The organism is Pseudomonas sp. YJ42 (assembly GCF_047225135.1).
GTDB classification, from domain to species: domain Bacteria; phylum Pseudomonadota; class Gammaproteobacteria; order Pseudomonadales; family Pseudomonadaceae; genus Stutzerimonas; species Stutzerimonas stutzeri_E.
This window is the reverse complement of sequence record NZ_CP178378.1, coordinates 4,228,627-4,252,993: the sequence shown is the minus strand read 5'-3', so window position 1 is coordinate 4,252,993 and position 24,367 is coordinate 4,228,627. Positions and strand designations below refer to the sequence as shown.

The following is a 24,367-nucleotide window of genomic DNA, read 5'->3' as shown; positions in this document are numbered from 1 at the left end:
GCTGACTCCTCAGTCGATGATTTCACCGTGCAACAGGTGCTTGCCCACCGCAACGGTACTGACGAACCCCATCACTGCGATCAGCAAGGCGGCCTCGAAGAACAGATCGGAAGCCAGCCAGATACCGAACATTACGATCAGCGCCAGCGCATTGATATACAGCGTGTCGAGCGCCAACACCCGGTCAGGCATGTCAGGCCCCTGGACCAATCGCATCACATTGAGCACCGCCGCAAGCCCGATGATCGCCATGCACAGCGGAATCACATACGTGAGCATTCGAATATCTCCAGCAACGGTGTTTCGTAACGGTTCTTCACCTCGGCGGCCAGCGCCTCGATGTCAGGGGCGTCTAACGCGTGAATCAAAAGGACTTTGTGATCGGGTCGCAATGCCGCTGATACGGTTCCTGGCGTGAGCGAAATGATGCTGGTCAATACGGCGAGAACAAAGGGGTGTTCGATCGCCATCGGTATTTCGACGAACGCAGGCTGCAAACGCCCCCGAGGCCCGAGCACCAACTTGGCGACATGAAGGTTGGCGAGGACGATGTCGTAGAAAACCTTGACGCAAAACAGGCAGAGCTTCAGCGGACGCCGAACCGCCGGCAGATCCACCAGGAAGCCCTTCGCCAGCAATGGAATCGCCCAGCCGAGAAACAGACCGAGCAGGAGGTGTCCTACGCCGAGGGTGTTATTGAGCATCAGCCAGAGCATGGCCAGCAAGAGGGTAAGCGCCGGCTTGGGCAACATACGGGATCTCATACCTCGCCTCCCCGAATGATCTGCAAATAGGGTGCGAGATCGAACAACTGCGCGGCAGTCGCCTGCACGTATGCCTGGATCGGCTGTGCCGCCACCACCAGCATCACACTGCCCAGCAACAAGCCGAAGGCCGTGGCAAGACGTACCGTGTCAGCCGGCTTTCCTACGCTGACTGCGTCACTCGGGCGCCAGAACACCATGCTGCCGGCCCGGCTCAGCGCAATTACCATGCCCAACCCACCGACCAGAATCACGGGCCAGAGTATCGAGGCATCGATACCTGGAGAGACGGCTCGCAGCAACATCACTTTGCCCAGAAAGCCCGAAAAGGGAGGCAGCCCAGCAACGGAAATCGCGCCGGCGAAGAATAGCGCCCCCAACACCAACGGCTGCCTCAAGGCTGGCGCCGATATCAGCTCGGATGCCGTATCGCCGCGCTGTCGCGCGATGATGTCTGCCAGTAGAAACAGACCGCCTGATACCAGGGTGCTATGCACCAGGTAGTAAAGCGCCGCCCCCAGCCCTGCTTCCGTTCCCAGCGCAACGCCGGCCAGCAACGTCCCCACCGAAACCACCACCAGATAGGACAGCAGGATCTGCAGATTGCGTGCAGCCAACGCGCCCAACACGCCGCCGACAAGGGTCAGCATCGATAGCGGCCACAACCAGTCGAGCACCATGTTGCTGAGTACGCCCGCTTCGCTACCGAAAATCAGCGTGAACACCCGTACGATGGCATAGAGGCCGAGCTTGGTCATGATCGCGAACAGGGCCGCGACCGGTGCGGTCGCCGAGGCATAGGCTCGCGGCAACCAGAAGTACAGCGGCAGGATGGCTGCCTTCAAGGCGAACACCACCAGCAGCAGGTAACCCGCAGCAGCCAGTAGCGGCGCATCCGCCGGGTCGGCCGCAGCCACTCGCCCCGCCAGGTCCGCCATGTTCAGGGTCCCGGTGAGCCCGTAGAGCATGCTGACCCCAATCAGGAACAATGACGACCCCAGCAGATTCAGCACGACGTAGTGGATGCCAGCCTGCACCCGTTTCGCGCCATGACCGTGCAGCAACAACGCGTAGGAAGAAATCAGCAGAATCTCGAAGAACACGAAGAGATTGAACAGATCACCGGTTAGAAATGCTCCGTTGATACCCGCCAGCTGAAACTGGAACAACGCATGGAAATTCGGACCACGCTCGTCGTCTCCGCGCGCTGCGTAGAGCACCGAGAAGCCCGCAAGCACGGCGGTGACCAGCAGCATCAGCGCGCTCAGCCGGTCGAGCAGCAGCATGATGCCGAACGGTGGTCGCCAGTCGCCGAGTCGGTATACCGAGAGCACGCCGGAGTCCGCCTGCAATAACAGCCAAAGCGTCAGCGGGACCAATAACCACGTCGCTGCAACCGACACCAGACGCTTGAATGGCGCGCCCTGCCGATGAGCCAAAAGCAAGACGCAACCGGTCAATAACGGCAGGAGGATCGGAAGGATCAATGCGTGATTCATTCCCGCGGCTCCCGACCGTCAACATGATCGGTACGTAACTCGCCGAGACCACGAAGTGCCAGCACCACCACGAACGCGGTCATGGCGAAGCCAATGACGATGGCGGTCAGCACCAACGCCTGCGGCAGGGGATCGCCATACTCGGCACTCTTTCCGATAATCGCCGGAACCCCGGTCGCGAGGCGTCCCATGGCGAAGATGAACAGATTCACCGCGTAGGAAATCAGCGTCAGTCCCATCACCACTGGAAATATGCGAGCACGCAACAGCAGATAAACACCGCTGGCCATCATCACGCCGAGCGTTATCGCGAAGACAAACTCCATCAAAGCACCTCCTTGCACGACTCGTCCTGGCTGACATGACCTAGGTTGGAAAGAATCAGCAGAGTGGCCCCCACCACTGCCAGGTAAACGCCCAGATCGAAAAGCATTGCGGTTGCCAATTCAAACTCGCCAACCAGCGGCAGATGGAAATGGCCGAAGGCGGATGTCAGGAATGGCCGACCGAACAGCCAACTGCCCAGTCCGGTCAGGCCTGCAATCAGCACACCGGCCCCAGCCACGCCGTGATAACTGAACGGCTGACGCTGTTGCGCCCAGACGACGCCATGCGAGATGTATTGCAAGATCAGCGCGACCGCGGTGATCAACCCTGCAATGAAGCCGCCACCCGGCAAGTTGTGACCGCGCAGGAAGATAAACACCGAAACCAGCAGCGCCATCGGCAAGAGCACGCGTGAAAGCGTATCCAGCACCATCGGATGCCGGTCCGTCGACCATAGCCTGCCGCCATAGTCGCGTATCGGATGCGGCAGGCGCAGCCCGTGAAGCAGGCCGTAGATGCCAACCGCAGCGATGGCCAGCACGGCAATCTCACCGAGCGTATCGAAGCCACGGAAGTCCACCAGAATCACATTGACCACGTTAGCCCCGCCCCCGCCGACCACGCTGTTCTCGAGGAAGAACGACGCAATGCTGTCGTAGGGGCGCGTCAGCACCGCATAGGCGAGCAAAGCCACCATGGTGCCGAAAGTACCGGCGAGGATCAGGTCGCGAAAACTGCGCAGACTGCTCGACTCGACCGGCGTCCGGTCAGGCATGAAGAAAAGCGCCAGGATCAGCAGAATGATGGTCACCACTTCTACCGATATCTGCGTCAACGCCAGATCGGGTGCCGAGTAGCGAGCGAACACCAGGGCAACCATCAAGCCCACGACACTCAGCACCATCAACGCCATCAGGCGCCTGCGGTGGAATACAACCGTCATTACCGAAGCCAGGCCAAGGATCACCAGTCCGAGCACGGTGATGCCGTCCAGCGGCGTCATCGGCACAGAGCCGCGCAACGACCGTAGAGGTGTCAGTGCATACACAACTACCAGCAATGAGCTGAACAGCATAAGCGCCAGGTAACGCTGCAGAGATCCATTTTCCATGCGCTCGGTTACCCAGCGCGCCGTTCCGGCAATGTCGCTGACTACGCGTGCGAAGACTTGCAGGGAATCGACCCGTGGCAGCCCTTCGTACCAGCGAAACGCCCACTTACGCATCGAATAGATGAGCAGGCCGCCCCCCAAGGCAACGAAGCTCATGGCCAGGGGCAGGTTGAAGCCGTGCCATATCGCCAGGCTGTACTCGGGCACATCGCCGCCCAGGCTACCGGCAACGGCAGCGGCCAGCAGTGGCGCCACGGTATAGGCAGGCAACATGCCCACCAGCAGGCAGAGCAACACCAGAATTTCGACAGGAATCTTCATGTACCGTGCGGGCTCGTGCGGCGGATATTTAGGCAAGTCGATCGGTTCGCCATTGAAGAAGACGTCATGCACGAAGCGCAGCGAGTAAGCGACCGAAAAGGCACTCGCCAAGGTCGCCAACGCCGGAATTGTCCAGTAGAAGCTGCCCAACAAATGCTGATCGAGGGTCTCGGCAAAAAACATCTCTTTGCTCAGGAAGCCATTGAGCAGCGGCACTCCGGCCATCGCCAGTGAGGCTACCATCGCCAGTGCCGCCGTGTGCGGCATGTACTTCAGCATGCCGTTGATGCGTCGCATGTCGCGCGTTCCTGTCTCGTGATCGATGATCCCGGCGGCCATGAACAACGATGCCTTGAACGTCGCGTGGTTGATGATGTGAAAGATCGCCGCCACCGGCCCCAGCCGCGAGTCGAGGCCGAACAACAACGTGATCAACCCGAGATGGCTGATGGTCGAGTAAGCCAATAGCCCTTTGAGATCGTGCTGGAATAGCGCCATCACAGCGCCGATCAATAAAGTAGCCAGCCCCGTCAGGGTGACCAGGTAGAACCACCACTCCGAGTCCGACAACGCCGGATACAACCGCGCCAGTAGAAACACGCCCGCCTTGACCATAGTCGCCGAGTGCAGAAACGCCGATACCGGCGTAGGCGCCGCCATCGCCTGGGGCAACCAGAAGTGAAATGGAAATTGCGCGGACTTGGTGAACACGCCGAGCAGCACCAGGATCAGCGTTAGCGGATACAGCGAGCTGGCCCGGATCAGGTCGCCGGATGCCAACACCGCGCTCAACTCGAAGCTGCCAACGATATGGCCGATCAACAGGATGCCGGCCAGCAATGCGAGACCGCCACCGCCTGTTACGGCGAGGGCCATCCGCGCGCCCTGACGTGCATCGGAGCGATGATTCCAGAAGCCGATCAGCAGGAACGAGGAGAGACTGGTCAGCTCCCAGAACATCAACATCAACAGAAGGTTTTCGGATAGCACCACACCGAGCATGGCGCCCATGAACAACAAAAAAAAGCTGAAGAAGCGGCCCATCGGCTCGCTTTTAGAAAGGTAATAACGCGCGTAAAGAATGACCAGCAGGCCAATGCCAAGGATCAACAACGCAAACAGGAAGCCCAAACCGTCGAGTCTGAGGCTGAGATTCAACCCCAGCTCGGGGAGCCAGGGCATGGTCAGCACTTGCGTTTCACCACCAAACACGGCGCCACGCTTGGATAACAGCAATACCAGCGCCAACAAAGGGGCCAGCCCGGCGCCAAATGCACAGGCGGAACGACCAAAGCGCTCGCACACCAGCGGCAGGCAAATTCCTAGAAATGGCAAAGCGATTATCAGCGCAAGCGCCATGAGCAAAAACCCCTTGAGCCGCGCAGTCGCGCAGCGGTTATATCCTTTGGTCGACCGTATCTCAGCCCGAGCAGGCATGGCGGTGTGCGCCGATTATCCATACCGATAGCAGCGACGTCATGAATTCATGTATTTCGAAAAACAAAAGGCGCAGCCCACCACCGTAACAGACGGTACTCAGGCCACGCCTATATCACTACGCAGCGGTGCAACCAGCCGCCTGCGTTTGCTCACCGTAACAACTGCAGATAGTTGCAAGACCTCAGATCACAGACCTGTCGCTGGCCTACCGAAGCAAGCCATTTCAGGGCGCAATGCGACTGGTGCCATTGACCGTCATGATGCGTACGCGCTGACCGACCCGAAAGACCTGGTTCGGCTCGACCTCTTGAACATAGGCGCGCATGTTGCCGTCGTCCTCACGCATGGTGATTTCGACGCCCTGTGCACGCGTGATGCCCTCTTCTGCCGCTGCGCCGAGCATGCCACCTGCAACAGCGCCGATTACGGCTGCGACCGCACTACCACGCCCGCCACCAACGCCACTACCGGCGATACCGCCCACCACCGCGCCGGCACCACTGCCAATCGGCGTCTTCGTACCCTCGAGCTTGACCGGACGTAGCGACTCGATGGTTCCGTATCGGACGGTCTGCACCGTTCGCGCCTCGTCACGAGAATAGGAGTCTCCGGTGAGGTTGGATGTGCAGCCGCCTACGGCCAAGGCCATAGCGGTAAAGGAAGCCACAAAAAAGGAGTTGCGCATGATGTACTCTCCTGGGAAACAGATATTCATCCCCGACCGCGTTGAACAGGCGCCTGCGGCTAAGAGACGCTTGGCAGCGGCCTCGACCTGACTCAGCATTCGTGCCAATTAGGACCCTACTTTACCCGAGGCGATCCCGCCTCGCATGCATGACGCTCGCTGAGCTGTTTCACGGAATTTTGTTATGGACTATTTCATCATCACCGTTACCACCCTGGCCGGACTGGTTTTCCATGCCTGGCTGTTCGTTCGTTTCAGGCGCTGGGCCGACCGGGATTTGGCGCTATCCCTGGCGGGTAACGATCCGAAGAAACGTGAATGGGCGCTGCAACGGCTCGCGGCAGCAAAGGCGGCCCGCGTGAAACGGAAAGATTTGCAGAGCTGGCTGGAACGAGACCTGGAGCGTTACAGCGCGAAGTGACGTCATGATAAAGGACGGTCCCTTACCATGACCTCAGCGATGTCCCGCTCCCTCTCAACGAATCAGGGCGCCAGCCTCTCGCGCTGCCAGGTGCTGGCGGCGACGCGTCGATAATTGAGTCGATCATGGAGACGACTGGGACGGCCCTGCCAGAACTCCATTCGCTCCGGCAGCAAGCGGTAGCCACCCCAGTGAGGCGGACAATGTGGCATCTGGTCCAGGAAGCGCTGTTCGGTTTCGGCGAGCAATCGCTCGAGTTCGGCCCGATCACGAATAACCTGGCTCTGCGGTGACGCCCAGGCACCCAGACGGCTGCCCAGCGGCCGCACCTGATAATAGGCATCCGACTCGGCAGCACTGACTTTCTCGACCTGTCCTTCGATGCGCACCTGGCGTTCAAGGCTCGGCCAGAAGAAGGTCATTGCGGCGAACGGACAGGCCTGCATCTGCTCCGCCTTGGCACTGTCATAGTTGCTGAAGAACGTGAAGCCGCGCTCGTCCAGCGCCTTAAGCAAAAGTACACGACAATGCGGACGCCCTTCGGCATCCACTGTGGCCAGGGTCATGGCGTTGGGTTCGACCGGAAGCTGCTCCGTCTGTACCGCATCTGCGAACCACTGGCGAAAGAGCGCGAAGGGCTCATCGGGTGCGTTCGCCTCACTGAGGCCTTCACGAGTGTAGTCGCGGCGCATATCGGCCAAGGTCTGGGTCATCGCAGCAATTCCTGAAACAGTCGAAGCCTGAGGGTACCCGTTTGGTCGCGAGCCCAACTTGACGCAACGCAAAACAAGCCATCGCAGCAGATTCAGTCTGTCTTACTTGGCTTTGGTTACCTCTGCAGCGGCCACTTGAGTCGATTTGGGCGCCTCGCTGTACTGGGCAATCAAGGTCAGAAGAGTCGGCTGTGGCGCCAGAACCATTTCGACACGACGATTCAGCGCACGACCTTCTTCATTTTCATTCGAGGCCCGCGGCAGATCGGAGCCCAGCCCGCGAATGCGCAGCCGGTCGTGCTTCAAACCGCTGAGGCGGAAGATCGCCGCTACCGCGCCGGCACGTTGACGGCTGATGTCACGGTTGATATCGGCCGATCCGGTACTGTCGGCATGTCCCAGCACGACCACAGCGGTTTTCTCGTCACCTTCCACCAATTTCGCCACTCGACTGATGGGGCCGAGCGTCACAGGCAGCAACATGCCAGGGCGGTCCGGGTTGAACGATGCGTCGACAGGCGCGGTGACTACCAGCATGCCTTCGCGACGCTCAAGCTCGAAACGACTGTCTTTCAAGGCATCACGCAATCGGGACTCATAATTATCCGCCCAGGCAGGATCAATCACGGGTTCTGGCACAACGGCTACTTCGGTCGGCTTGTCGCTATTGGAGCTACAGCCGGCAATGACCATGCAGAGAATAAAGGAGGCGCTTTTTTTCAGCAGGTTCATGAGCCAGGTTCCGTGAAAGGTGAATTTGCGAATACAAGCCGCGCGGAGCAGGCAACGAGCTTAAGCAAGGATTTGTCTCAAATTGTGGACGCAGGTCATTGTTATGAAAAGTCCCTCCATGGCGAACAGACGAGCGGTTCAACCCAGGCAGGCTTTTACGACCCGCGCCAACGCTTGCGGGCGTGGATCCATCAGAACATAGGGACCAAGCGTATTGGTGACATAACCGAACGCCAGATCACGTTGCGGATCAGCGAAACCAATGCAACCACCCGCCCCCGGATGACCGAAGGCGGCGGGACCCATCGCGAAGGTCGCGTTTTCCACCTCCGGCTGATCCAGCCAACAGCCCAACGCGAAACGTGTGCGACTGAGCAAAGTGCGGTCCTCGCCGAGGCAGTGTTCGCGCGTCATCTCGGTCAATAGGTCGTAATCGAGCAGCTCGCCGCGTAGCAGCCCATCATAGAAGCCCGCCAACGCGCGTGCATTGCCATGACCATTGGCCGCGGGCTGTGCCATCCGACGCCACTCAGGTTTGTTGGCGCTGTTCATGATCGACGGCGGATTGGTGAAGGCGCGCGCAGTCAGCGACTGCGGATCCCCGGTCAACGCCTTGAATACGCGCTGGGCAGCCGCATCGCCGAAGTTGTTCTTCTGCCGGGTCAGGTATCCGACACGGTCGAATTCGGAATCGGCCAGACCGAGATGGAAGTCCAGGTCCAAGGGCCGAGCGGTACGCGCGACGATTGCCTCCCCCGGCTCACGTCCATCGGCGCGACGGATCAGCTCACCGAGTAGCCATCCATAGGTGATCGCGGCGTAGCCATGACCGTCGCCCGGCATCCACCAAGGAGCCTCGGCGGCCAGCGCCGCGGTCATCACGTCCCAGTCGTACAACGCTTCCGGGGGAAGCGGCTGACGAATGGCGGGCAGCCCGGCCTGATGACTGAGCAGCTGCCGTAGCGTAATCGCCTGCTTGCCGTTGGCGGCGAACTCAGGCCAAAGCCGCGCCACCGGCTCGTCCAGCTGCAGCTTGCCTTCGCCGACCAACTGCAGGGCAGCCACCGCGGTAAAGGTCTTGGTGCAGGAGAACAGATTGACCAGCGTATCGCTCTGCCAGGCCTGCTCACCGGCGTTATCGGCTACGCCTGCCCAGAGATCGACGACAGTTTCGCCACCAACCTTCACGCAGACCGCGGCGCCACGCTGCTGGGTTTGCTCGAACAGGTCACTGAACGCTTCTTTGACTGCCTCGAAACGAAGATCGAAATATCCCTGGATCTGCACGCTCGCGCCTCTCGCTTAGGTATTGATCGATGCATTGTTTCAGCCGCACCGGATCATGAAAACAAACCCGTCATCGATTGCCGGATCATTAATCGTCTGAATAGCGATGCATGCGGCGGGCGGGCCGACGCGTAACTTGCTAACCGATCTCACGTCGAAACGGCGGCAAAGCATTGAGAATGGCCTTGCCGTAGCGCTGAGTGACGACCCGGCGATCGAGCAACGTGATGGTGCCGCGATCCTCCTCGGTACGTAGCAGTCGCCCACAGGCCTGAACCAGACGCAACGATGCATCGGGTACGGCGATTTCCATGAAGGGATTGCCGCCCCGCGCCTCGATCCATTCGGCCAGCGCTGCTTCCACCGGATCGTCGGGTACCGCGAAGGGGATCTTGGCGATCACCACGTGTTCGCAGTAGGCGCCCGGAAGATCCACGCCTTCGGCGAAGCTGGCGAGCCCGAACAGCACGCTCTTTTCGCCGTCATCCACACGCGCCTTGTGCTTGTTCAACGTTTCCTGCTTGGACAGATTGCCTTGAATCAGTACCCGCCGACGCCAGTCGCGCTCCAGCCCGTCGAATACGTCCTGCATCTGCTTGCGCGATGAGAACAGCACCAGCGTGCCACGCGAGGCTTCGACCAGCTCAGGCAGATCGCGCGTGATCGCTGCCGTATGCGCCGCCGCATCGCGTGGATCAGCATTGAGATTGGGCACTCGCAGCACACCGGCGTCGGCGTGATGAAACGGGCTAGGCACCACTGCGGTGATCGCGCAGCGCGGCAAACCGGCACGCATGCGATATCGATCGAAGCTGTTGAGCGCGGTGAGCGTCGCCGAAGTCACCAGTGCGCCGTAGCAGACATTCCACAGATTGCGCCGCAGCGTCTCGGCCGCCAGGATCGGGCTGGCATTGACTTCGATATCGAACAGCGCCCCACCTTCGGCCAACGTGAGCCAGCGCGCCATCGGCGGGCTGTCCTGGGGGTCGTCGGCGGTAAAGGCCGTCCACAGCTCCCAGTTGCCTTGCGCCCGGGTCAGCAGGCTGCCAAACAACGGATACCACCCCTCTGCCTGGTGACTGGCAATGCCGACCCCCGCTTCGCCATCCATCGCCTCCTTGAGCAGCTCGGTGAGTCGCGTGAACAGGTCGTTGAGCTTGGCAAAGCCCTTTTTCAGCTCGACGCCCAGTTCGATCAGGTGCTCGGGTACCACGCCGCCGACAAAACGGTGTCGTGGCCGCTCGCGGCCTTCCATGTCTTCCCCGGCCTTGAAATCGGCCAGCTGCTCGCAGGCGCTGAACATGAATTGCTGTTGGCTGCGCAGATCACGAGCGATTTCAGGCACCGCCTCGATCAGCCGGCCGAGGTCGCCTGGTAGCGGATGCTGGGCGAGCAGCTTGGTCAGATTCTTTTCTACCTGCGCCAGCCAGTCCGCGGTGGAGCGCAGCCGCGTGAAGTGGGCGAAATGGCCGATGGCCTTGTCCGGCAGGTGATGGCCTTCATCGAACACATAGAGGGTGTCGCGCGGATCCGGCAGTACCGCCCCACCGCCCAGCGCCAGGTCAGCGAGCACCATGTCGTGATTGGTGACGATGACATCGACCTTGGTCATGCCCTCGCGCGCCTTGTAGAACGCACATTGCTGGAAATTGGGGCAGTGGCGGCCGGTGCATTGACTGTGGTCAGTGGTCAGACGGGCCCAATCCGGGTCGGCAAGCTCTTCAGGCCAACTGTCGCGATCGCCGTCCCAACGGTTGCCGGCAAGCTTCTCGATCATGCTGCCGAACAGCTTCTCGCTGCGCTCGTCCACGTCGATGCGAAAGCCTTCCTCCTCGAACAGCTGAGCAGTGGCGCTCTGCGCCTGGCCTTCTTGCAGCAAGACATCGAGCTTGGACAGGCACAGATAGCGCCCGCGGCCTTTGGCCAGGGCGAAGGAGAAGTTCAGACCGCTGTTGCGCATCAGGTCGGGCAGATCCTTGTGCACGATCTGCTCCTGTAGCGCGACGGTTGCCGTCGCGATCACCAGACGCTTGCCGGCGGCCTTTGCCGTGGGAATGGCCGCTAGGCTGTAGGCAACCGTCTTGCCGGTACCCGTCCCGGCCTCGACCGCGACCACTGCAGGCTCCCCATCTCGTCGACCTTCGTCGTCAGCCTTGATCGCACCCAGGACTTTCGCCACTTCAGCAATCATAAGGCGCTGGCCATAGCGGGGTTTGAGACCTTTGGCGTCGAGAAATCGAGAGTAGGCGCCCTGGATCTGGGACTTGAGTTCGGTGCTGAGCATGGGCGCGGAAGCTGTATATATTTTCAGTATTTCAAGTGGGTGGCTATGATAGCGCGCGTTTCTTCAATCGCCACCGGAGATTTCCCATGACCGCCTTCGCTCTGCCCTATTCACTCCATGTCCTGGCCGCCGTGATTTGGGTCGGCGGCATGTTCTTCGCCTGGATGGTGCTACGCCCCGCCGCCGTCTCCGAGCTGCAGGCACCCGAACGACTTAAACTCTGGGCCGAGGTGTTTCGCCGTTTCTTCAAATGGGTCTGGGTCACGGTGTTGATATTGCCGATCAGCGGTATCGGCATGTGGCACATGCGCTTCGACGGTCTGAATGCGGCGCCCCGCTATGTACACATCATGACCGGAATATTTTTGGTGATGCTGGCGCTTTTCCTGCGCATTCAGCTGCTGCAGTTGCCTGAGCTCAAGCGCGCAATCGCCGCGCAGAATTGGCCGGAAGGCGGCGCAGCGCTAGGGAAGATCCGCCGACTCGTGGGTATCAATCTGTTGCTGGGACTGTTGGTCGTAGCGCTGGCCAGTGCTCGCCCTCTGTTCTGACCAGGGAGGATCGGCAGCGCAAAAAAAGCCGGGCTAAAAAGCCCGGCTTTCGTTTCAGCATCCCATCATGGACGCGCTTCAACCTCGGCTTCTACACGGCGGTTGATGGCGCGGCCTTCATCCGTCGAGTTGTCTGCAACCGGACGGGACTCGCCGTAGCCGACCGAGTCGACACGGCTTGCTTCCAGGCCGTACTGATTGACCAGCACATCACGCACGGCATTGGCACGACGCTCGGATAGACGCTGGTTGTATGCATCGGTACCCACCGAGTCGGTGTGTCCTTCAACCACAGTCGACGTCTGCCCGTATTGCTTCATGAAGTCTGCCAGATCCTTGATATCGGCCATGCTGTCCTGTTTGACCTCCGCACGATCGAAGTCAAACTTGACGTCTAGCTCGACGCGAACAGGCTCTGCCATGGGCTCGGGCTCCGGCTCGGCAACAGGGGTCGGCTCGACGGTCTCGACCATAGCGACGGTTTCCTGTTCGGTACCGTTGGCCCAGCAGTAAGCTGCTGCCATACCGCCGCCGATCAACGCGCCGTATCCAGCATAGGTACTGCTTTCTATTGCGCCCAATGCGGCGCCGCTCACGCCACCAACAGCCGCACAGGTGGGCCAATCCTGTTTCTGCACCCCTGCACAGCCGGCCAGGACGGTGGTCATCACTATCACGGGTACTGCTGTCCGTAAGCTACTCATTGGTAAAACCTCCTAGTTTGGGATCGGCCAGAGCGCCATGCGGACGGCATAAGCGGCTCCAGTAACAACGAGACTAGGACGGCACGCGCCGCCGCGCTAGTCTTTACGCTTTGACAGACCGTACGAATCGCATTTCTACGATCAATGTCACCTGATACCGAGGATCCCGGCTTGGTTGCATCCAATACATCACAAACGCCACAACAGGCATTGGCCGCCCTGCTCGAACACCATGTTCCGACACGGCTGCTGCATGTCGGCAGTAGCGATATACCAGCAGTCGATGCATTCAGCCGCAGCCATGAAAACAGCCAAATCGATCGCGCCCCAGCGGCACCGTTATCCGAACATCTGGCTGGTCGCCGATATGATTTGGCGCTTGTCGCTGATTGCCTTGAGCACCTGCCGAAGCGCGATGGTCTACGGCTGCTGGGTGGTATCCGCAACCTCAATACCAGCCGTATGGCAGTCCTAGTGGACCTTAGCGCATGCAACTGGCAAGCCACGGACTTCTTCGCACTCGCGTTGCAAATCAGCGCCCGCTTCGAACGAGACGAGCAAACCCTAACCCTCTTCACCTACGACCTGCTCGATTACAAACAGGTTCCGGATTGGCTGAACGCGAAGTTCTGGGCCAATCCGCAGATGTTCGGCAAATATTGGTGGTGAAACAATGATTAGCGATCGCTCACAAAGTGGCGTGAACTGCCCATGCGGTAGCGGTGACCGACTCGGCGAGTGCTGCGGACGCTATCACGATGGCCTTCCGGCACCGAGCGCGGAACAACTCATGCGATCACGCTACAGCGCCTATGTGCTGGGGCTCATTGACTACCTCAAAGCCACCACACTGCCTGTTCAGCAAGAATCGCTGGATCTTCAATCAATGACGGAGTGGAGCGCGGCCAGTGTCTGGCTGGGGCTTGAGGTCGAAGAAAGCCTGCTGCTCGGCGGGCAGCCGGAACATGCGCTCGTCAGTTTCACTGCGCGCTGGCACGACCCGAGCGGCGAACATGCGCAACATGAGCGCTCGGCCTTCGTCCAACATGACGGTCGATGGTATTTCATCGACCCGACCGTCCCGCTCAAAGCCGGTCGTAACGATCCCTGCCCCTGCGGTAGCAACCAGAAATTCAAGAAGTGCTGCGCCGCCTATATGTAAGCGCGCAACAAACAAAAAAGCCGGCCAGCGCATCGCGCCCAGCCGGCCTTCTTTCTTTTTCCACTCCGAGCGGCTATTTCTCGACGAATGCACGCTCGATCAAGTAATGGCCCGGGTCACCCATACGCGGTGAAGCCTTGAGACCGAAGCTGTCCAGAACCTCGCTGGTCTCGGCCAGCATGCTCGGGCTTCCGCAGATCATTGCCCGGTCATCCTCGGGGTTGATCGGAGGCAGGCCAATGTCGCTGAACAGCTTGCCACTGCGCATCAGGTCAGTCAGGCGGCCTTGGTTTTCGAAGGGTTCACGCGTCACGGTCGGGTAGTAAATCAGCTTTTCTTTCAAAGCCTCGCCGAAGAATTCATTCTGCGGCAGGTGCTCGGTGATGAATTCCCGGTAAGCAACCTCGTTCACATAGCGCACACCATGAATCAGCACGACCTTTTCGAAACGCTCGTAGGTTTCCGGATCCTGAATTACGCTCATGAACGGTGCCAGACCGGTCCCGGTGCTCAACAAATAGAGGTGCTTGGCGGGCAGCAAATCGTCCAGCACCAGCGTACCGGTAGGCTTGCGGCTGATCATCAGCGAGTCACCTTCCTTGAGATGCTGCAGGCGTGATGTCAGCGGGCCATCCGGGACCTTGATGCTGAAAAACTCAAGATGCTCTTCGTAATTGGGGCTGGCGATGCTGTAGGCACGCATCAGAGGCCGGCCTTCCACTTCCAGGCCGATCATCACGAATTGGCCATTTTCAAAGCGAAGCCCCGGATTACGGGTAGTTTTGAAACTGAACAACGTGTCGTTCCAGTGATGCACACTGAGGACTCGCTCGACGTTCAGGTTGCTCATGTACGGATTCCCCTTCTCGCGCGCGATGGGCGCTTCGATATTTACGAGAGTCTACCGGCATCGTTAATATCCGTTAAACGAATATTAATGATATGGCTTATCGGTTATATAGATATGCATTTTACGCTGCGCCAGTTGCAAGTGTTCGTCTCCATCGCCCGCCAGGAGAGCGTGTCCCGCGCTGCGCAGAGCCTGGCTTTATCCCAGTCGGCTACCAGCACTTCACTGGCTGAACTGGAGCGTCAGTCCGGCTGCCAGTTATTCGATCGTGCCGGCAAGCGCCTGTGGCTGAATGCCCTGGGCCGACAACTGCTCCCGCAAGCCGTGAGCCTGCTCGATCAGGCCAAGGCCATCGAAGATTTGCTGGCCGGCAAGACCGGCTTCGGTTCGCTCAATGTCGGCGCAACGCTGACGATCGGCAATTATCTCGCCACGCTACTGATCGGCAGTTTCATGCAGCGCCATCCTGAGTGCCGAGTGAAACTGCACGTGCAGAACACTGCACATATTGTCCAGCAGGTCGCGCAGCATGAACTTGATCTGGGTCTGATCGAAGGCGATTGCCAGCACCCGGATATTGAGGTGCTACCTTGGGTCGAGGATGAACTGGTGGTGTTCTGCGCGCCGCAACATGCATTGGCCGAACGCGCCGAAGTGAGCCTGGACGAGCTTTCTCGAGAAGCCTGGATCCTTCGCGAACAAGGCTCGGGGACGCGCCTGACATTCGACCATGCCATGCGCCATCATCCAGCCAAATTGAACATCCGGCTCGAACTGGAGCATACCGAGGCGATCAAGCGCGCCGTTGAGTCCGGATTGGGTATCGGCTGTATTTCCCGTTTGGCATTACGTGACGCGTTTCGCCGGGGCAGCCTGGTAGCCGTGGAGACACCCGAGTTGGATCTGGCCCGGCAGTTCTATTTCATCTGGCATTCATCGAAGTACCAGACCGCAGCGATGCGCGAATTCGTCGAACAATGCCGGGCGCTGACCGCAGGGATTCGACGCAGTGACGAAATCGTGCTGCCAACCATAGCCTGATGATCGCGAAGCGGCGGCTTCGCTCCGCTGAAATGGCTGGTCGATACAGTCTCCGAACCCGTATCGGCACGTCTGTGTCAGCTGCCTGGAATCGAGCCCATCTGTTGCAGAAGCAGGGCTGCCTGGGTCCGGGTGCGGACGCCCAACTTGCGAAAGATCGCAGTGACATGGGCTTTGATGGTCGCTTCGGAAACGCCGAGCTCGTAGGCGATCTGCTTGTTCAGCAAGCCGTCGCAGACCATGGTCAGAACCCGGAACTGCTGCGGCGTGAGACTGGCGAGCCCCTCGCTGGCCGCCTTGGCTTCGGGACTGACATACGCGACATCCTGGATGTTGGCGGGCCACCAGACGTCGCCGTCGAGTACGACCTGCACCGCTTCCTGGATGGTTTCCAGCGAGCTGGATTTGGGAATGAAGCCACTGGCACCGAACTCGCGGGAGCGGGCCACTACCGCAGCATCTTCCTGGGCAGAAATCATCACCACCGGCAATTGCGGATACTGCCCCCGGAGCAGCACCAGCCCGGAAAAGCCATAAGCGCCCGGCATGTTCAGATCCAGCAAGACCAGGTCCCAATCCGAGGTTCGGGTCAATTGAGCTTCCAGTTCGGCAATGCTCGCCGCTTCTGACAATCGCACACCGTCACCTAAGCCAAGCGTTAACGCTTGCTGAAGGGCACTGCGAAACAGAGGGTGATCGTCGGCGATAAGGATTTCGTAAGCAGCCATGGCGGACCTATAGTTTTTATTTGGCGCTTTCGCCGACCGGATCGGTATCAGGTCGACAAGAACCCGGAATATTGCTCGGGATTGACCGCGTGATGATATCGCGCCACCACTCGAAATTCGATCATCGTTCCGCATTTAATCAAGCGTTCAGGAGCCCAGAGCGGTGCAGTTGTGGCCAAGCGCATCGGATTGAGGCAAAGTTCGCGGCTTTCCCACAAGAGCCCGAACATGCGTAACCAAGCCCTTCGCGCCGATTTCCTGATGCTCATAACGGCCATGATCTGGGGAAGTGCCTTTGTCGCACAGCGGGTCGGGATGGATAACATCGGCCCGTTTCTATTCACCGGCCTTCGCTTCGCACTGGGTGCGATCGTGCTGCTGCCTTTGCTGCTGCACCAGGGCCGCGGCGCCGCTCGGCATGAGCCGTTCTTTCAGCGAAGCTTGCTGCTGGGCGGTCTCAGCATGGGGCTAGCACTCACGTTGGGCATCAACCTGCAACAGGTCGGCCTGCTCTTCACCAGTGTCACCAACTCCGGTTTCATCACCGGCCTATATGTCATCGTCGTGCCGTTGCTGGGGCTGATCATAGGCCAGAAAACCGGGTTGGGTACCTGGTTGGGTGCGACTCTGGCAGTGGCGGGTATGGCCCTGCTCAGCGTCGACGAAAACTTTCAAGTCGCTTCCGGTGATTGGATACAGCTGGCCGGTGCATTCGTTTGGGGCGTCCACGTGTTGCTGGTGAGTTTCTTCGTCAGCCGTCACGACGCTATCCGCCTGGCTTTTTTGCAGTTCGCCACCTGCGCCGTCGTCAGTCTTGCGCTAGCGGCCGTCTTCGAGCGTTCCAGTCTGGAGAGTGTCTGGCTGGCGGCACCGGCACTGATTTACGGTGGGCTGTTCGCGGTCGGCGTGGGTTATACGCTGCAGGTAGTGGCACAGAAGCACGCCATTGCCTCGCATGCAGCCATCATCCTTTCGCTCGAGGCGGTATTCGCAGCCATGGCCGGCGCCCTGTTCCTCGATGAAAGCCTCAGTTTGCGTGGTTACTTCGGCTGCGCACTGATGTTCGTTGGCATGCTCGCCGCGCAGCTCTGGCCGCGCAAGGCAATGCCGGCGACGACCGATAACGGAATTCCGCAAACGGCCAGGCACTGACTACACTGGCCGATCAGCGCTGTCTGAACGCAGTCAGCGCTCGGTGAGTAACATCACCTAGGTCGGGTGTACGGTGATGTTTGGCAGCCAGATAGTGATCGGTGAAGGCGTCGAGCCAAGCGTCCAGCGCGCCTGCGGCCTGGTCATCACCTGCTAGCCCCAGGCACAACGCAGCAACCTCAGCGGTGCACAGGTGCTCGTTGCGTGTCGAGCGGCGCAGGCGATAGCGCGACAATACGTCGACCTGCAGACTCAGCACTGGTAAACGATTCAGATAGGGACTCTTGCGAAACATCTTGCGCGCTTCGGTCCAGGTCGCATCGAGCAGGATGAACAGCGGACGCTTGTCCGTCGACAGCTCGACGCCGGAAACCACCCGCTCGGGTTCGGCATATTCGCCAGGAAACACCACCAACGGCTGATATCGAGGATCAGCCAGCAATTTCAGCAAGGCCGGTTCCACACCCGTCCGCTGCCAGGTGAAAGCGTGGGTATCGGCCACGATGTCGGCGATCAGCCAGCCGGTGTTGCTCGGCTTCAACGGCTCGATGTCGTGCATGATCAGGCACATTGAGCTGTCCGCCGCTACGTGCGGAAGCCATTCGCAGAGACAATGACTGCTGGCAACGCGGCAACGGGCGCAGCGAGGTGTACGCGACCCCCGCGCGATAAAGGGCTTGGCGCTACGGGCCAGGCGCGCATCGCGTAAACGGGCTACTGCATGTGGCATAGGAGTCTTTCGATCGATTCAAGTGGAGCGGCAGTTTATCAGCCCGACCGGAATCCATGCGCCGCTGAACCGTGTCGACAGACACCGGTCGAACGACGGCAGTTACCAGGAGATTTCTCATGCACCGTCTGACCACCCTATTCACGCTTTGCCTCGCCCTGCCCTTCGCCCATGCCGCCTCGGCACAGGACCAGGCACTGGGCCAACTGCTCGATAAGGTTGCCCGCGAAAGTAGCGTAGGCACGCCGCGCGCGATCAATTCCGACCTTCTCGACGAGGGCTACAGTGTCGACGGCAACGAACTGGTCAACCACCTGAGCGTCCAACCGCGCCACGCCGCGCAGATGCGCGACAATCCAAAGCAGGTTCGCACCCAGCTAGCGGCGAGCGTCTGCAACAATGACGGCCTGCGTCAACTGATGAGCCAGGGTGCGGTGCTGCGCTTCGAGTTCAGCGAATACCAGAGCAAGAAGCCGATCACTACCGAACGGTACCGCTCCAGCGATTGCTGATGCCCTCACCTGCCGAGGGCAACAGCAATCGCCGCCCTCGGCAACCCCGTCTAGCGTAAAACTCGCGGGTCGCCCTTACCGGCCACCGCGGCAGCCTCGTCCGGTTTGAGCAGGGCGGTTCGCGGTACGTCGAGCAATCGCGCACAAGCGGCCAATACGTTGGCCCAGGACGCCCGGTTGGCGAACTGCATGCCCTCCGTGTCCAGCGTACCGCCGCGATTGCGATAGCCCAGCACGGAGTTTCGCCGCGCGTCCGGCAGTATGGGCCAGAGATGGCCGCGCGCGACCTCTGGCCGCATGTGGGTGAGCATCACCCGCAACTCCATTCGTTCAGGAAAGAGTCGCTCGGTCACGCCATCTGCTGCAAGCCCATCAATTTCCCAACGATCGCGCGGGGCCCTGAAACGTCCGGGCTCCTGCAGATAGATCAGCCGATAAGCAACGTCCGCTTCTTTCAGGCGCGCCGCTGCACGCTGCATTTCGGTCAGCTGATAGCTGCCGTTGGCTATTAGCAGAATGGCATCGCCGCCGGCCTGCTCGTCGACGATGATCGCTCCGTCCTTTGCCAGCTGCTCGGCCTGCGCCTGATTGAATACCGCCGGGCGCTCACGCTTGGGCATGACCAGACAGGCCAAGTTGCCGCGCGCACGATAGATCGACGGCAGCAACGCCAAAGCACTGTTATGGTCCGCGGGGAACAGCACCCTGACCATATCGCTCATTTCCCCCAACAGCGCCTCGCAGAAACTGGTGTCCTGGTGCGATTGCTGATTCTTGCCGTTCTCCCAGGTATGGGAAGTGGCAATCAACGGCCAGCCGAGCCAGCCTGCCGGACGTCCCACTTCCTTCTGCTGACGCGCGAAGATCAGCGTCTGGCGCACCGCGCCGAGCATCTTCACGCAAAAGGCTTCGTAACTTGCAACTAGGTTCAACCCGCCCTGGTTGGCCAGGCATGCGGAAACCACCGCCTCCTCATTCAGAGCGGTAATGATCTTCCCGTCCACGGCCTCAAGCTCACTCTCCGGATCGATCACACGATGCTTGAGCGCTTGAAGCACGCCACCGAGGCGGTTGCTCGCAAGTTCATCCGGATTACCTACACGGGGACGCAACGACGGGTTGGCGCGGGTGAGCGCGACGAAGAAATCATCCACCGCTGCCATTGGCGAGCAGGCGTTCCCCTGGTAATTGAGCGGTGGTATCACCGGCTCGGCGGGGCGTCGCAGGGCCAGAGCACTATCCCGCTCCGCCGGACGCCCCTGCCGGGATTGCCGCAGCAGGTCACGAGCGGACTCGAGTTCGTCCTGCGGCACGAAAAGCGGCGCAACGTGGGTATTGAACAGCTCGCGCGAGGAGTCGTCGAAACGCGGATTGCCCGGCAGCGGCAGGTTGTGCGCGGCATTGCTCGCAGCCCCATAGAAGCCGAACCCCTTGACCGTCTCAGCGATGCCATAAGGAATCGGCAACGGGTAGCTGAGCAACCCACGCGCCTTTTCCTCTACGCGCCGGGCCAGGCGCTGCTCCATCTCCCAAAGCATACAAACGAAGGCCGCTGGATCACGCCCGTCGAAGGGAATCGGATCGAAACCGCAACGGCTCAGGTGCTGACGAAACCCTTCCAGTCCTTCATGTGTGCCGAGCTGGGTTCGCTGTTCGATGCGCCGGCCATTTGCAATCATGATTGGCAACGCCATACCGCAATCCTCGGCGCGCCACCAGCGCGGAATCCAGTCACTGCCGCGCTGCTCCTCGGCCGCGCCATCGGACAGAAAGGCCACCAGCGTCTCGCCCGGAAGCGGCATATGGGCGTACTGCAGCTCCGCGAAGCCAAGGTACCCCCCTTCGGCAATGCCGCCGCCGGTATGCGCGTTAACGTGACTACCCAGCGGCGCGGACGGGCTGCCATCCGCCGCCAGGTGATAACCATAGAAATCTTCGAGCAAGCGATTGATGCCAGCCTCGCCCTCACCGTAGGCCCGAGCTTGCTCAGGCTGCATATTATCGGTGAGCAGGTTCAACGCTTCGATCGCTGCGACACAATGGCCTTGCCCCATCAGCCAGGAACGGGTGCTACCGGTCAGAGCATTCAACCCGAGGTAGCCAGCGTAGGCCGGAACCATATTCAGCGAGCCGCCGGTATGCCCCTCCGGGGATGATTTGAAATCCTCGGCATCCAGCGCCGAGCCATCGAGCCGGGCACGACGCGCATATGTCATGTGCACGACCAGCCATAACCCTGCCGAGCCGAGCCGATCGACTGCCTGCAACAAGCGATAGACACTGGCGAGATCCGGCTGCAGATGCGCCTGGACCAACTGATGGGCCAGGCGGAATACGGCGGCTTGGGTTTCCAAGGCATGCTCGATGACACCATAGCCGGTTCTCCAGCGAGCGAATTCCGACTGGATTTCGGCGTGGCGATCCAGCTCGGCGAGACTGGGCAGTAGCTGATTCATGGAGCGCTCCGTTGAGTGGCGGTGCCGATAGTCTAGTCAGCGGCTGCGGGGCCATCGCTGATGTACATCAAGATGGCCAAGCGGATTGACGGGCATGCTGATCAAAACCGTACACAGAGGAAGGGTTCTCATGGCTTTGCTCAGTTTTCTCGGCGCTATTCGGCAGGTCACCGGATCCTGCTATCTGATCGAAACCCACGCAGGCGCGCGCGTGATGCTCGACTGCGGGATGCACCAAGGGCGACACGAGGAAGAAGACAGCAATCGAGCGGGATTCACCTTCGATCCGGCTACCCTCGATGCGGTGGTGCTGTCCCACGCGCATATCGACCACAGCGGCTTGCTGCCCAAACTGGTGGCGGCGGGCTTCAAGGGACCCATTCACGCCACTGACGCGACCTGCAAGCTGGTCGAACTCATGTTGCTCGATTCGGCCAATATCCAGGAGAAAGACGCCGAGTGGGAAAACAAGTGGCGCGCGCGCCTGGGTAAACCTCCGATCAAGCCTCTTTACACTCGAGTCGATACCGAACGCATGCTGGCGCAGCGTGAACCGCATGCCTATGGCGAAACCTTCGAAGCCGCACCCGGCCTCAGCGTGACCTTGTTCGACGCGGGGCATATCCTCGGCTCGGCTATCGTCCAGGTCGACGTGGAGGACTTTGGTCGCAGGTGCCGCCTGGTATTCTCTGGCGACCTGGGTAATGCCTGCTCACCACTGATGCATGCGCCGACGCCGCTGAGCGAAGCCGATGTGGTGCTTATGGAATCCACCTACGGCGACCGCGACCATCGTGACCATGAGACAACCATCGAGGAGCTGGCCAACATTCTTCAGCAGGCCCACCGCGACGGCGGCAACGTATTGATGCCGTCCTTCGCCGTTGGCCGGACTCAAGATCTCATCTATTACCTCGGCCTTCTCTATCAGCGGGGTCGAGTACCGCAGCAGACGGTGTTTCTGGACAGCCCGATGGCCATCGGCGCGAACGCTGTCTATTCACTCTTTCATAAGCAGCTCGATATTGATGCCGCGCCCACCGAGATACTCGGCGGCGGGCAGATACAGCGTATCGAGAAATGGCTGCCGATATTCCGGGCCACGCCGACGCCCGAAGAATCAATGGCCATCAACCGCTTCAAGAGTGGCGCGATCATCATCGCCGGCAGCGGCATGTGTACCGGCGGGCGGATTCTCCATCACTTCAAGCACAACCTCTGGCGTAAGGAATGCCATGTGGTTATCCCCGGGTTCCAGGCTCGCGGCACACTCGGCCGCGCCATCGTCGATGGTGCCGAGACCGTCAAGCTGATGCATCAGCGGATCGCGGTCAAAGCTCAGGTGCATACGCTCGGCGGTTTTTCAGCGCATGCAGGGCAATCGCAACTGATCGAATGGGCGAGCCATTTTCAGGCTCGCCCGGAGCTTTATCTCGTGCACGGTGAGCTGGAAAAGATGCGAGCCCTGCAGCAAGCGCTGGACGACCGCCTCGACTGGAAGGCTAACATTCCGGAACCCGGTGATCGCATCGCCCTCTGATCCAGACAATCTTGCGTTAGTTATGCGATAACCGAGAAGCCGCTCCCGGGTTCACGGTTCAGCATCGACGTCCGAAAGCGCGCGCTATTGGTGATGGGCGGCTGCTAGGCTTGCAATAGGTGCCGCACGGCTCGTCGTGCGACACCATTCACGCCATTTCTGGACCGCTGGCACACGCTTACACACGGGCAGCACCTTGCGCAGGGCGGCACCACACAGAGCCGCAAGTTTCAATACAAGGGAGACGTAGTATGCCTTTCGACCCGGACGATTACCTTTCGCGGCATTTCAAGACCAGCGGTGCAGAACTGTCGAAAAAGCTCGATGAGCTGGTGGAACTGGTCGTCCCACCCAACAGCCAGAACCTCCCTCTCTACCGTGAAATGCTGGTCACCGTCATGCGTATGGCTCAGGCCGATCGAAGTCGCTGGGATGCCAAGATTCTGCTGCAGACCATGCGTGAGATGGAACACGCATTCAGCCGACTCGACCAGTTCAAACGCCGCCGCAAGGTCACGGTCTTCGGCTCGGCGCGAACACCCATCGAGCACCCGTTATACGCGCTAGCACGAGAACTCGGGGAAACGCTGGCGCGCTATGACCTGATGGTCATTACCGGCGCTGGCGGCGGCATCATGGCGGCGGCGCATGAAGGCGCCGGTACGGACAACAGCCTCGGACTGAACATCACCTTGCCCTTTGAACAGCACGCCAACCCGACGGTAGACGGCACCGACCATCTTTTGTCGTTCCATTTCTTCTTTGTGCGCAAGCTGTTCTTCATCAAGGAGGCCGATGCACTGGTGCTTTGTCCGGGCGGTTTCGGCACGCTGGACGAAACACTGGAGGTGCTGACACTGATACAGACCGGCAAGAGCCCGCTGGTACCGGTGGTGCTGCTGGACGAGCCCGACGGCTCATTCTGGAAAGACGCGTTGAGCTTCATTCATCGCCAGCTAGAGGAAAACCGCTACATCCTGCCCACGGACATGCGCCTGATGCGGCTGGTCGATAACGCCGACGATGCCGCCGCAGAGATCGATAGGTTCTATAGTAACTTCCACTCGAGCCGCTGGATAAAAGAACGCTTCGTCATGCGCATGAACCATATGCTGACCGATGCCGCATTGGAGTTCTTGGATAGCGAATTCACCGATTTGCGCCTCAAAGGCCGCTTCGAGCAGCAAACTTGCTGCGAGATGGAGCTGGACGAGCCGGAGCTGCAGCAATTGCCACGGCTGAGCTTCGTGTTCAACGGCCGCGACCATGGTCGTCTGCGCGAGCTGACCGATTTCATCAATGAACCGCAGAACTGGGTGGGCGCGGGGAGCTGAACCGGGCCGGTGCAGCTATCGGA

Annotated in this window: 23 protein-coding genes and 1 pseudogene; 9 read left to right on the top strand and 15 right to left on the bottom strand. The window is 60.1% G+C overall.

What is annotated here, in order from left to right:
* Window positions 1–9: 9 nt before the first annotated feature.
* The 6 genes from ACL0K2_RS19645 to ACL0K2_RS19620 form a co-directional block, all read right to left on the bottom strand.
* A complete protein-coding gene (locus ACL0K2_RS19645) occupies window positions 10–279 on the bottom strand; it encodes a K+/H+ antiporter subunit F (protein WP_045161281.1) in 270 nt (89 codons plus the stop codon).
* Complete coding sequence (locus ACL0K2_RS19640) at window positions 264–764, bottom strand: Na+/H+ antiporter subunit E (protein ID WP_045161280.1); 501 nt, start codon at window positions 762–764, stop codon at window positions 264–266. The genes ACL0K2_RS19645 and ACL0K2_RS19640 overlap by 16 nt, the downstream gene beginning before the upstream one ends.
* A complete protein-coding gene (locus tag ACL0K2_RS19635; protein ID WP_413043265.1) occupies window positions 761–2,263 on the bottom strand; it encodes a monovalent cation/H+ antiporter subunit D in 1,503 nt (500 codons plus the stop codon). Before ACL0K2_RS19635 ends, ACL0K2_RS19640 begins: the two co-directional genes overlap by 4 nt.
* Window positions 2,260–2,589 (bottom strand): Na+/H+ antiporter subunit C, encoded by a 330-nt coding sequence (locus ACL0K2_RS19630; protein WP_045161278.1) that lies wholly within the window; start codon window positions 2,587–2,589, stop codon window positions 2,260–2,262. Before ACL0K2_RS19630 ends, ACL0K2_RS19635 begins: the two co-directional genes overlap by 4 nt.
* The gene (locus tag ACL0K2_RS19625; protein WP_045161277.1) at window positions 2,589–5,381 is read right to left on the bottom strand and encodes a monovalent cation/H+ antiporter subunit A; all 2,793 of its coding nucleotides are present in this window, start codon (window positions 5,379–5,381) and stop codon (window positions 2,589–2,591) included. Before ACL0K2_RS19625 ends, ACL0K2_RS19630 begins: the two co-directional genes overlap by 1 nt.
* A gap of 304 nt (window positions 5,382–5,685) precedes the next feature.
* Window positions 5,686–6,147 carry a glycine zipper domain-containing protein gene (locus ACL0K2_RS19620; protein WP_413043264.1) on the bottom strand — a complete coding sequence of 154 codons (462 nt, stop codon included), beginning with the start codon at window positions 6,145–6,147 and terminating at the stop codon, window positions 5,686–5,688.
* Window positions 6,148–6,331: 184 nt separating this feature from the next.
* Between ACL0K2_RS19620 and ACL0K2_RS19615 the strand changes: the two genes are divergently transcribed.
* Entirely contained in the window at window positions 6,332–6,568 is a 237-nt protein-coding gene (locus ACL0K2_RS19615) for a hypothetical protein (RefSeq protein ID WP_045161274.1), read from the top strand.
* A gap of 62 nt (window positions 6,569–6,630) precedes the next feature.
* On the opposite strand, the gene pdxH is transcribed toward ACL0K2_RS19615, so the two are convergent.
* The 4 genes from pdxH to dinG form a co-directional block, all read right to left on the bottom strand.
* Window positions 6,631–7,281 (bottom strand): pyridoxamine 5'-phosphate oxidase, encoded by a 651-nt coding sequence (gene pdxH, locus ACL0K2_RS19610; protein WP_045161273.1) that lies wholly within the window; start codon window positions 7,279–7,281, stop codon window positions 6,631–6,633.
* A gap of 102 nt (window positions 7,282–7,383) precedes the next feature.
* On the bottom strand, window positions 7,384–8,013 hold the full coding sequence (locus tag ACL0K2_RS19605) for an OmpA family protein (RefSeq protein WP_045161272.1): 630 nt from the start codon (window positions 8,011–8,013) through the stop codon (window positions 7,384–7,386).
* 138 nt (window positions 8,014–8,151) lie between these two features.
* Complete coding sequence (locus tag ACL0K2_RS19600; protein WP_045161271.1) at window positions 8,152–9,300, bottom strand: EstA family serine hydrolase; 1,149 nt, start codon at window positions 9,298–9,300, stop codon at window positions 8,152–8,154.
* 139 nt (window positions 9,301–9,439) lie between these two features.
* Window positions 9,440–11,584 (bottom strand): ATP-dependent DNA helicase DinG, encoded by a 2,145-nt coding sequence (dinG, locus tag ACL0K2_RS19595; RefSeq protein WP_413043263.1) that lies wholly within the window; start codon window positions 11,582–11,584, stop codon window positions 9,440–9,442.
* 86 nt (window positions 11,585–11,670) lie between these two features.
* On the opposite strand from dinG, the gene ACL0K2_RS19590 reads away from it, so the two are divergent.
* A complete protein-coding gene (locus ACL0K2_RS19590) occupies window positions 11,671–12,135 on the top strand; it encodes a CopD family protein (RefSeq protein WP_239610711.1) in 465 nt (154 codons plus the stop codon).
* 65 nt (window positions 12,136–12,200) lie between these two features.
* Here ACL0K2_RS19590 and ACL0K2_RS19585 read toward each other — a convergent pair.
* Window positions 12,201–12,557, bottom strand: a pseudogene (locus ACL0K2_RS19585) (OmpA family protein); the annotation flags it as partial.
* Window positions 12,558–12,983: 426 nt separating this feature from the next.
* On the opposite strand from ACL0K2_RS19585, the gene ACL0K2_RS19580 reads away from it, so the two are divergent.
* A complete protein-coding gene (locus ACL0K2_RS19580; RefSeq protein ID WP_413043262.1) occupies window positions 12,984–13,508 on the top strand; it encodes a DUF6231 family protein in 525 nt (174 codons plus the stop codon).
* A 4-nt stretch (window positions 13,509–13,512) separates the two neighbouring features.
* Window positions 13,513–14,001, top strand: a complete 489-nt coding sequence (locus tag ACL0K2_RS19575) for a YchJ family protein (protein WP_413043261.1) — start codon at window positions 13,513–13,515, stop codon at window positions 13,999–14,001.
* 73 nt (window positions 14,002–14,074) lie between these two features.
* Here the strand turns inward: ACL0K2_RS19575 and fpr are convergent, their stop codons facing one another.
* Entirely contained in the window at window positions 14,075–14,851 is a 777-nt protein-coding gene (gene fpr, locus ACL0K2_RS19570) for a ferredoxin-NADP reductase (RefSeq protein ID WP_045161265.1), read from the bottom strand.
* Between the two features lie 114 nt (window positions 14,852–14,965).
* On the opposite strand from fpr, the gene ACL0K2_RS19565 reads away from it, so the two are divergent.
* Window positions 14,966–15,892 (top strand): LysR family transcriptional regulator, encoded by a 927-nt coding sequence (locus ACL0K2_RS19565; RefSeq protein WP_045161319.1) that lies wholly within the window; start codon window positions 14,966–14,968, stop codon window positions 15,890–15,892.
* A gap of 77 nt (window positions 15,893–15,969) precedes the next feature.
* Here ACL0K2_RS19565 and erdR read toward each other — a convergent pair whose 3' ends face one another.
* On the bottom strand, window positions 15,970–16,620 hold the full coding sequence (gene erdR, locus ACL0K2_RS19560; protein WP_045161264.1) for a response regulator transcription factor ErdR: 651 nt from the start codon (window positions 16,618–16,620) through the stop codon (window positions 15,970–15,972).
* 228 nt (window positions 16,621–16,848) lie between these two features.
* On the opposite strand from erdR, the gene ACL0K2_RS19555 reads away from it, so the two are divergent.
* A complete protein-coding gene (locus ACL0K2_RS19555; RefSeq protein ID WP_413043260.1) occupies window positions 16,849–17,772 on the top strand; it encodes a DMT family transporter in 924 nt (307 codons plus the stop codon).
* Between the two features lie 13 nt (window positions 17,773–17,785).
* Here the strand turns inward: ACL0K2_RS19555 and ACL0K2_RS19550 are convergent, their stop codons facing one another.
* Entirely contained in the window at window positions 17,786–18,502 is a 717-nt protein-coding gene (locus ACL0K2_RS19550) for a tRNA-uridine aminocarboxypropyltransferase (protein ID WP_413043259.1), read from the bottom strand.
* Between the two features lie 119 nt (window positions 18,503–18,621).
* On the opposite strand from ACL0K2_RS19550, the gene ACL0K2_RS19545 reads away from it, so the two are divergent.
* Window positions 18,622–19,014: a PA3611 family quorum-sensing-regulated virulence factor gene (locus ACL0K2_RS19545; protein ID WP_045161259.1), complete on the top strand. Its 393-nt coding sequence runs from the start codon at window positions 18,622–18,624 to the stop codon at window positions 19,012–19,014.
* A 50-nt stretch (window positions 19,015–19,064) separates the two neighbouring features.
* Here ACL0K2_RS19545 and ACL0K2_RS19540 read toward each other — a convergent pair whose 3' ends face one another.
* Window positions 19,065–21,470 carry a xylulose 5-phosphate 3-epimerase gene (locus tag ACL0K2_RS19540; protein ID WP_413043258.1) on the bottom strand — a complete coding sequence of 802 codons (2,406 nt, stop codon included), beginning with the start codon at window positions 21,468–21,470 and terminating at the stop codon, window positions 19,065–19,067.
* Between the two features lie 130 nt (window positions 21,471–21,600).
* Here ACL0K2_RS19540 and ACL0K2_RS19535 point away from each other — a divergent pair, with 130 nt between their 5' ends.
* A complete protein-coding gene (locus tag ACL0K2_RS19535) occupies window positions 21,601–23,010 on the top strand; it encodes an MBL fold metallo-hydrolase RNA specificity domain-containing protein (RefSeq protein ID WP_045161257.1) in 1,410 nt (469 codons plus the stop codon).
* 251 nt (window positions 23,011–23,261) lie between these two features.
* Window positions 23,262–24,344 carry an LOG family protein gene (locus ACL0K2_RS19530; protein ID WP_413043257.1) on the top strand — a complete coding sequence of 361 codons (1,083 nt, stop codon included), beginning with the start codon at window positions 23,262–23,264 and terminating at the stop codon, window positions 24,342–24,344.
* Window positions 24,345–24,367: the final 23 nt, after the last annotated feature.